Origin of the sequence: Actinosynnema sp. NPDC059335, assembly GCF_042752395.1 — a bacterium.
In the GTDB taxonomy this organism is placed as follows: domain Bacteria; phylum Actinomycetota; class Actinomycetes; order Mycobacteriales; family Pseudonocardiaceae; genus Actinosynnema.
Genome location: NZ_JBHYXZ010000072.1, coordinates 33,903 through 42,255, shown reverse-complemented (window position 1 = coordinate 42,255; position 8,353 = coordinate 33,903). Strand labels below are relative to the sequence as shown.

Here is an 8,353-nt window from a genome sequence, read left to right as displayed (position 1 = left end):
GGCGGGGGCGGGGGTGGCGGCGGCGCCCGCGTTCGGCGCGGTTAGTCATGGTGCGCCGCCGGGTTTATGGGGCGCGGCGCCGCCCGACGCGAGCTGGCGACGGTGGTCGGCCCCGGCGACGGTGGTCGGCCCGGCGAGAGTGTCCTGGAGGGGTTTTGCACCGCGTTGTCGTTCCCGGCGAGCCGATCGGCCGCCTGTCCGAGTCGTGGCGCCACTGCGTGGGCACCGGGCGGCTCAACCTCGCGCTGCGCGCGGACTACCAGGAGTCCCTGGCGCTGGTGCAGCGCGAGATCGGCTTCCGGCACATCCGCGGCCACGGGCTGCTGTCCGACGACATGGGCGTGCACCGCAGGTCCGCCGACGGCGTGACGCGCTACTCCTTCACGTACCTGGACCAGGTGTTCGACCGGTTCCTGGAGCTGGGCGTCCGGCCGTTCGTGGAGCTGGGGTTCATGCCCACCGCGCTCGCCTCGGGCGACGACACCGTGTTCTGGTGGAAGGGCAACATCACCCCGCCGAAGGACTGGGACGAGTGGGCCGCGCTGGTCCGCGCCGTCGTCCGCCACCTGGTCGACCGCTACGGCCTCGACGAGGTGCGCACCTGGCCGATCGAGGTGTGGAACGAGCCGAACCTGGTCAACTTCTGGAAGGACGCCGACCAGGAGGCGTACTTCCGGCTCTACGAGGTCACCGCGCGCACCGTGAAGGACGTGGACGCCGGGCTCCAGGTGGGCGGTCCGGCGATCTCGCCCGGCTCGGACGAGTGGTGGGCCCCGTTCGCCGAGTTCGTCACCCGCCACGACGTGCCGATCGACTTCGTCAGCCGGCACGCCTACTCGTCCGGCCCGGCGCAGCACGTGCCGTTCGGCACCTACCAGACGCTCTCCGCGCCGCAGCGGCTGCTGGACCAGTTCGACGCGCCCCGCGCGCACCTCGCGGGCACCGCCCTGGCCGGGTTGCCGGTGCACATCACCGAGTACAACAGCTCCTACCGGCCGGACAACCCGATCCACGACACGGCCTACCACGCCGCCTACCTGGCCCCCGTGCTGACCGGCGGCACGGAGCTGGTCGACTCGTACTCCTACTGGACGTTCTGCGACGTCTTCGAGGAGGAGAACGTGCCGACCTCGCTGTTCCACGGCGGGTTCGGCCTGCTCACGCACCGGCAGGTGCGCAAGCCGACCTACCACCTCTACGCGTTCATGGCGCGGATGGGCCGGCGGGTGCTGGCGCGCGGCGAGGACCACCTGGTGTGCTCCGCCCCCGACGGCCGGATCACCGCGCTGGCCTGGCAGCCGGTCGGCGGCACCGACGCGCCGGACGCGCCCGAGCGGCACGAGGTGCGGCTGTCGGTGCCGGTGGCCGGTCCCCGGGCGTTCGTCCGCCGGGAGCGGGTGAACGAGCACGACGGCAACGCGTTCGGCGCGTGGCGCGAACTCGGCCGGCCCCGCTCCCCCGACCCGCGCACGCTCGACCTGCTGCGCGACTGCGCCCGGCCCGCCGTCGAGCACCGGTCGGCCCCGGTCGTGGGCGGACGGGTCGAGCTTGACCTGGCGCTGGCGCGGCACGAGGTCACGTTCGTCGAGGTCGTCCCCGTCCACGCCGAGGTGCACGAGGGGCTGGACGACCGCCGGCTGCTGGGCGCGTCCGACGACCGGCTCGTCGCGCCGCACGAGAGGCCGTGACCGTGGCCGCCGAACGACGGGCCGACCCCGCCGCCGAGATCGGCGCGGGCATCCTGTCGCGCATCGCGTCCGTCGTGTACTGGTTCCTGGTCATCGAGGTCATGCTGCTGCTGACCACCGCGCCGGGATTCCTCGCCCTGCTGTTCCTGGACCGCAGCGCCGGCAACGCGCCGCTGATCGGGCTGTGCATCGCGCCCGTGGGCCCGGCGCTGTCGGCCGCCGTCTACGCCTGGCGCGTGTTCCTGGGCGACCGCGACCTCTCCCCCGCCCGGCACTTCCGGCGCGGCTACCGGCTCAACTGGCTCGACGTGTTGCGCTGGTGGCTGCCCGCGCTCGCGGTGCTGACCGTCATCGGCTTCACCCTGGCCAACCTGGACCTGGCCGGCGTGCCCGCCGGGTACGGGCTGGTCCTGGTGGTGGTCGCGGTGGCGGTGCTGGTGTGGTCGACCCAGGCGCTCGTGCTGTCGTCCACCCTGTCGTTGCGCACGCGCGACACCGCGCGCTTGGCGTCCTACTACCTGGCCGCTCGGCCGGCGAGCGCGCTCGGCGCGTTGTCGCTGCTCATCGCCGCCGGCGGGCTCGTCGTGCTCACCTCCGACTGGGTGCTCGCGCTGCTCGCGTCCCCGTTCACCCTGCTGCTCCTGCGCAACGCCGAGCCGGTGCTGCGCGACGCCACCGAGAGGTTCACCGCGTGACCCCGCAGATCTGGTACGGCGGCGACTACAACCCCGAGCAGTGGCCCCGCGAGGTCTGGGACGCCGACTACGCCGCGTTCGCGCTCGCCCGGGTCAACACGGTCACGCTGGGCGTGTTCGCGTGGGCGCACCTGCAACCCGCCGAGGACCGGTACGACTTCTCGACGTTGGACGCGATCGTGGCGCGGGCCGCGACCGAGGGGATGCGGATCGTGCTGGCCACGCCGAGCGGCGCGATGCCGCCGTGGCTGGCGCGCCGGTACCCGGAGGCGTGCCGGGTCGACTTCGAGGGTCGGCGGCACGTGTACGGGCAGCGGCACAACGCGTGCCCGTCGTCGCCCGACTTCCGCCGGCTGTCGGTCGGGCTGGCGGGCCGGCTGGCCGAGCGGTACGGCGACCACCCGGCGGTCGTGGCGTGGCACGTGGGCAACGAGTACGGCGGCGCGTGCTGGTGCCCGGCGTGCGGCGAGGCGTTCCGCGGGTGGCTGCGGGAGCGCTACGGCTCGCTCGACCGGCTCAACGACGCGTGGAACACCACGTTCTGGTCGCACACGTTCACCGACTGGGCGGAGATCCAGCCGCCGAACGCGTTGTCCGAGCACTGGCGCGGGCCCGACCACACCGCGTTCCAGGGCATCACGTTGGACTACAGGCGGTTCATGTCGGACGCGTTGCTGGGCGGGTTCGTGGCGGAGAAGGCGGCCATCCGGGCGCACTCGCCGCACACGCCCGTGACGACGAACATGATGGGCCTGTACCAGCCGATCGACTACCACCGGTGGGCGCCGCACCTGGACTTCGCGTCGTGGGACAACTACCCGCCGGAGGACCGCTCGTCGTCGCGGACGGCGGCGCGGATGGCGTTGGCGCACCGGCTGATGCGCGGGCTGCGCGACGGCGCGCCGTTCTGGGTCATGGAGCAGACGCCGTCGGTCACGGCCTCGCGCGACGTCAACCCGGTGAAGCGGCCGGGCGTGCTGCGGCTGTGGTCGTGGCAGTCCGTCGCGCACGGCGCGGACGCGGTGCTGTACTTCCAGCTGCGGCAGTCGCGCGGCGCGTGCGAGAAGTACCACGGCGCGGTGCTCGACCACGCGGGCCGCACGGACACCCGCATGTTCCGCGAGGTCGCCGAGCTGGGCGACGAGTTCGCCCGGGTCGGCGACGCCCTGCTCGGCGGCCGCACGCCCGCGCGGGCCGCGCTGCTGGTCGACTGGGACAGCTGGTGGGCCGTCGAGATGTCGGACGGGCCGAACCGCAACGTGCGCTACCTGGAGGTGCTCACCGCCTACCACCGGGCGCTGTGGCAGGCCAACGCGCCGCTGGACGTCGTGCCGGTGACGGCCGACCTGTCCGGGTACGACGTGGTGGTCGCGCCGTTGCTGCACATGGTCAAGGGCGACCTGGCGGACCGCGTGACGGCGTTCGTGGAGCGCGGCGGGACGTTCGTGACGACGGCGTTGTCCGGGCGGGTGGACGAGGACGACAACGCGTTCCCGACCGACGTCCCCGGCCCGTTCGCGTCGCTGCTCGGGGTGCGGGTGGAGGAGACGGACGCCCAGCAGCCGGACGTGGTGAACCCCGTGACGCTGTTCGGGGTGGAGCACCAGGCGCGGCACGTGTTCGAGGTGGTCGTGCCGGAGGGCGCGGAGGTGGTCGGCACCTACGGCGCGGACTTCTACGCCGGGACGGCGGCGGTCACCCGGTCGAGTCAGGGACGGGGGCACGCGTGGTACGTCGCGACCCTGCTGGACGACGCCGGCGTGGCCGCCGTCGTCGGCCGGGCGCTGGCCGGGCACGACCTCGTGGGGCCGTTGGGCGACGTGCCGGACGTCGAGGTCGCCGAACGCGTCACGCCGGACGGCACGCGGTACGCGTTCGTGCTGAACCACGGCGAGGCGCGGACCGTGCGGACGCCGTTCGACGGCACGGACCTGCTCACCGGCGAGGTCCTGGTGGCCGGCGACGACCTGCCCCTGCCCGCCACCGCCGTCCGCGTCGTCCGCCTGGCGACGTCCTGAACGTTGAACTCGGGTGTTCCGAACGTAGGACACACGCGACGCCAACGTAGGACACACGGCGTGGGCCGGTGGCGCGCCCGGGCCGGCCCACGCCGTGGCCGGTCAGTACCAGTACCAACGGCGGGCCGGCTTGCTGTCGAAGATGCGTCGCACCATGGCGGTCATCGTCGTTCACCCCCTTCCGTTCGGGCTGCCTGCCGCACGGGCGTGCGGTGGAGCGTGAAAGGACGGGGCACCGCGCCCTCGACCATCGCCGGGCGCAGGTCGCCCCCGATGACCGCGAGGGTGGCGTCGCGGGTGAGCGCGCCCAGCGCCTCGGTGAGCAGTTCGTGCGCCACCGACGCGCCCGCGCACGTGAAGGGGCCCGCCCCGAACGGGATATAGGTGCCGCGCCGCCCCGGCTCCGCCCAGCGCTCGGGCCGGAACTCGTCGGGGTCGTCCCACCGGTCCGGGTCGTGGTGCAGCAGGTACGGGCTGACCGAGATCAGCTCACCGGCGTCGCACGGCGCGCCGGCGAACTCGGTCGGGTGCGGCGCGGCGCGGCCGACCATCCACACCACCGGCCGGTGCCGCTGCGCCTCGCGCACCACCCAGTCGACCGGCCAGGGCAGCGGCGTGCCCGGCGGGTGGCGCAGGCAGGCGAGCAGCACGGACCACGCCAGCATCGTGGCGACCGGCACCACGACCGCCCGCACCAGCATCAGGTGCAGCTCGGCGACCGCCCGGTCCGCCACACCGCCCGGGCACGCTCCGGCCACGGCGTCCAGCACGTCGCGCGCCCCGCCGTCCCACCCCCGCCGCCGCCGGACCTCGCCGGCCACCGCCGCGACCAACCTGGCCCGCACGACCTCCGCCCCGACCCGCCGCCACCGGTGCGGCGAGTGGAACACGACATCACCGCGCGCCGCGCGGTCCAACAGCCCCCTGACGTCCTCCGGCGTCCGCGGGTGCAGCAACACGTCCACCAGGCACCGGTACACGAGATCACCGGCCGCGTCCGGCCACCGGCTCGTCCCCGGCAGCCCACCCACGGCGACCGCCAGCGCCTCCCGGTACGCGGGCAGCCCCGCCCGCACCACGTCCCGCACCGCGTGTCCCACCCGGACCTGCGCCTCACGGGTCGGCAACAACCCACCGAAGAACCCGGACCGCCCCGCGTTGAACTCCCGACCGCGCAACAAGGCGTTGGCCAGCTCCACGTCGCCCACGCACCGCCCACCCCAGGGCAGCCGGATCACCCCGTCCACGCTGTGGCGGTGCAGGTCTTCCAGGTACGCGAGCGGATCCCGGCGGAACCGACGCTTGTCCGCCAACCTCATCGTGCGACCCTCCCCGATCGCGTGCGGGCCCCCGACAACCCGCAGGACCACTAGACCACCCGGCCCAACGCGACGGAAGCGCCACCTCACCACACCACCCGAAAGTGGCGGCACCGACCGCACGACTCCCGCCAACCGACCCACGCCCGACCCGCGGCCAGCACTCACAACAGACCCGCCACACCGTGCTGCGTGCTGCCCCGTGAGCCTTACCCGGCCGGACCGAACCGGGTCGAAGGTCAAGGCACCTTCCCCTGCGGCGGCGGGACGACGAGATCCGCATTGCCCTCGGGGAGTTCCAGCCCGCCCGGGTCACGCCCTGCTGACGGTCCGGTGCGGCACGTTCCACCCGGCCACCGAGTGATCGGCGAGAGACGGGGTCCGCGACACCGACCACCCGTTCAACGGGGGTCAGTAGATCGTACGGCCGTGCGCGTCCGGCACGCCCGACTTGCGCCAGAAGTACGTGTTCACCTGGTCACGCCACTCCGTCGCACTGCGCAACTGCTCCCGCAGCAACGCCGTCACCCGCTCGAACACCTCCCCCGGCACGCGTCCCTCCAACCGGGCCCACCTCCCGGCCATCCGGACCACCTCCTCCCGCCCCTCGAAATGCGTGTCGTAGATGTGCTGCACGACCGTCTTCCCCGACCGCAGCACGTGCCCGTACGGCACGTGGTGGAAGAACAGCAGCAGCTCGTCCGGGCACGTCGAGGTCGACTCGTAGACGTCCCGCCACGACGCGGGGTACTGGCCGGTGAACCCGGTGCCCGTGGCCCGCGTCCGGTCCACGCCCAGGCCGTCGCGGTCGGCGAAGTGGTAGGTGCCCCAGGACGAGTACTCGTAGCCGTCGATGCCCGGCCCGTAGTGGTCGCCCGGGTTCACCATGAAGCCGACGCCCAGCGGGGCGGTGTACCGCTCGTAGGTCGGCCACGAGCCGTCCATGATGTCGTGCAGCGCTTCCCGGACGTCCGCGGCCTCGCCGAAGGTCAGGCCGATCCACTCGTCCAGCACCGCCTCCGGCGTGAGCCGGTCGTCCCAGGCCAGCCGGCCGAACCCGTACAGGTTGGCCTGCGCCAACGGGTGCCCCGTCCAGAACGGGTCGTCGCCGACGTTCGACACCGCCACCACACCGCCCGCCGGCGCGCCCGTCCGGCCCGCGGCGACGTCGGCCACGGTCGCCCCGCCCTCGCCCCACGGCCGGAAGAGGAGCATCTCGCGCCACAGCGGGACGAGGTAGCACACGTGCTTCTGGTGGCCCGTGTACTCCTGGGTCACCTGCACCTCCACCGCGAGCGAGGTGCGGGGCATGGCCGCGACCACCGGGGACACCGGCTCGCGCGGCTGGAAGTCCATCGGGCCGGCCTTCACCTGGAGCACCACGTTCGGGTCGAACGCGCCGTCCAGCGGGGCGAAGTGGTCGTACGCGGCGCGGGCGCGGTCGGTGGTGCGGTCGCGCCAGTCCTGGCGGTGGTTGTAGACGAACGCCCGCCAGAACACCGTGCCGCCGAACGGGGCGAGGGCGCGGGCCAGCAGGTTCGCCCCGTCGGCGTGGTCGCGGCCGTAGGCGAACGGCCCCGGCTGGCCCTCGGAGTCGGCCTTGACGACGTACCCGCCGAAGTCCGGGATCGCCGCGTACACCTCGGCCGTCGTGCGGGCCCACCAGTCCCGCACCGCCGGGTCGAGGGGGTCGGCGGTGGGCAGGCCGCCGAGCGTCATGGGCGCGGCGAAGCTCACCGACAGGTGCACCCGGATCCCGTGCGGGCGGAACACCTCGGCCAGCCGCACCGCCTCCGGCAGCAGGTCGGTGAGCAACCGGGCCTCGGTGCGGTGCACGTTGACGTTGTTGAGCCCGACCCGGTTCACGCCGATCGAGCCGAGCAGCCGCGCGTAGGCGCGGGCCCGCGAGAGGTCCGCCCGCACCACGCCGTCGTCGTAGAAGATCGACCCGCCGGCGTACCCGCGTTCGACCTGCCCCATCACCGGGTGCACGTCGATGTTGTCCCAGTGGTCGAGCATGCGGACGGGCTGGCGGGGCGCGTGCCGTTCCGGCGCCGCCTCACCCCGGAACGCCGACTCGCCCTGCCGCACCACGTGGTGGAAGCCGTAGAGCAGGCCGACCCCGTCGATGGCGCGGACCAGCGTCGTCGTCCCGCTCCGGCCCACGACGAACGCCTCGGGGTCGGGCTCACCGCCGTCCGGCGCGCACACCAGCTCCAGGTCCACCGGACCGTCGTCGACCAGTGCGCCGCCGTGCTCCGCGACCGCCGCCGCCACCTCGCCGCGCACGGTGGCCACGACCGGCCCGTCACCGACGACCCGGACGCGGCGCGAGCCGACCGCGCGCAGGGCGGCGGAGGGCAACCACGCGGGGTGCACGCCGTCCGGCAGCGGCGCGACCGGCATCCGGTCCTCGAGTGCATCCGGTGGTGACGCGCCCGCCATGGCGTGGTTCCTCCCGGTCGGTGATCGGTGACACCCCCAACCTAGGTGGCCGCGCTGTTCGCGGGCAAGGAAAACCGCTCGTCCACTCTCGACGTTCCGCTCCGGGTCGGGCTACGAAACTTTTGCGTGACAACGCTTCCCGCGCACCGGCCGCTCCGCGTCCCAGGTGGACACGGCGAGCCGGTCGG

General features: G+C 73.7%; 5 protein-coding genes. 3 read left to right on the top strand and 2 right to left on the bottom strand.

Annotated features, from left to right (window positions below):
* Window positions 1-155: 155 nt before the first annotated feature.
* Genes ACFXGA_RS22505 through ACFXGA_RS22495 form a run of 3 tightly spaced genes read left to right on the top strand, consistent with a single transcriptional unit; the run spans window position 156 to window position 4,401 of the window.
* On the top strand, window positions 156-1,688 hold the full coding sequence (locus ACFXGA_RS22505) for a xylan 1,4-beta-xylosidase (protein WP_378090782.1): 1,533 nt from the start codon (window positions 156-158) through the stop codon (window positions 1,686-1,688).
* Window positions 1,685-2,383, top strand: a complete 699-nt coding sequence (locus ACFXGA_RS22500; RefSeq protein WP_378090780.1) for a DUF624 domain-containing protein — start codon at window positions 1,685-1,687, stop codon at window positions 2,381-2,383. Before ACFXGA_RS22505 ends, ACFXGA_RS22500 begins: the two co-directional genes overlap by 4 nt.
* Window positions 2,380-4,401, top strand: coding sequence for a beta-galactosidase (locus ACFXGA_RS22495; RefSeq protein WP_378090779.1), 2,022 nt, complete (start codon window positions 2,380-2,382; stop codon window positions 4,399-4,401). Before ACFXGA_RS22500 ends, ACFXGA_RS22495 begins: the two co-directional genes overlap by 4 nt.
* 161 nt (window positions 4,402-4,562) lie before the next feature.
* Here the strand turns inward: ACFXGA_RS22495 and ACFXGA_RS22490 are convergent, their stop codons facing one another.
* Together ACFXGA_RS22490 and ACFXGA_RS22485 are read right to left on the bottom strand one after the other, a co-directional pair.
* Complete coding sequence (locus ACFXGA_RS22490) at window positions 4,563-5,720, bottom strand: cytochrome P450 (RefSeq protein ID WP_378090778.1); 1,158 nt, start codon at window positions 5,718-5,720, stop codon at window positions 4,563-4,565.
* 411 nt (window positions 5,721-6,131) lie between these two features.
* Window positions 6,132-8,126 carry an alpha-glucuronidase gene (locus ACFXGA_RS22485; protein WP_378090777.1) on the bottom strand — a complete coding sequence of 665 codons (1,995 nt, stop codon included), beginning with the start codon at window positions 8,124-8,126 and terminating at the stop codon, window positions 6,132-6,134.
* Window positions 8,127-8,353 lie beyond the last annotated feature (227 nt).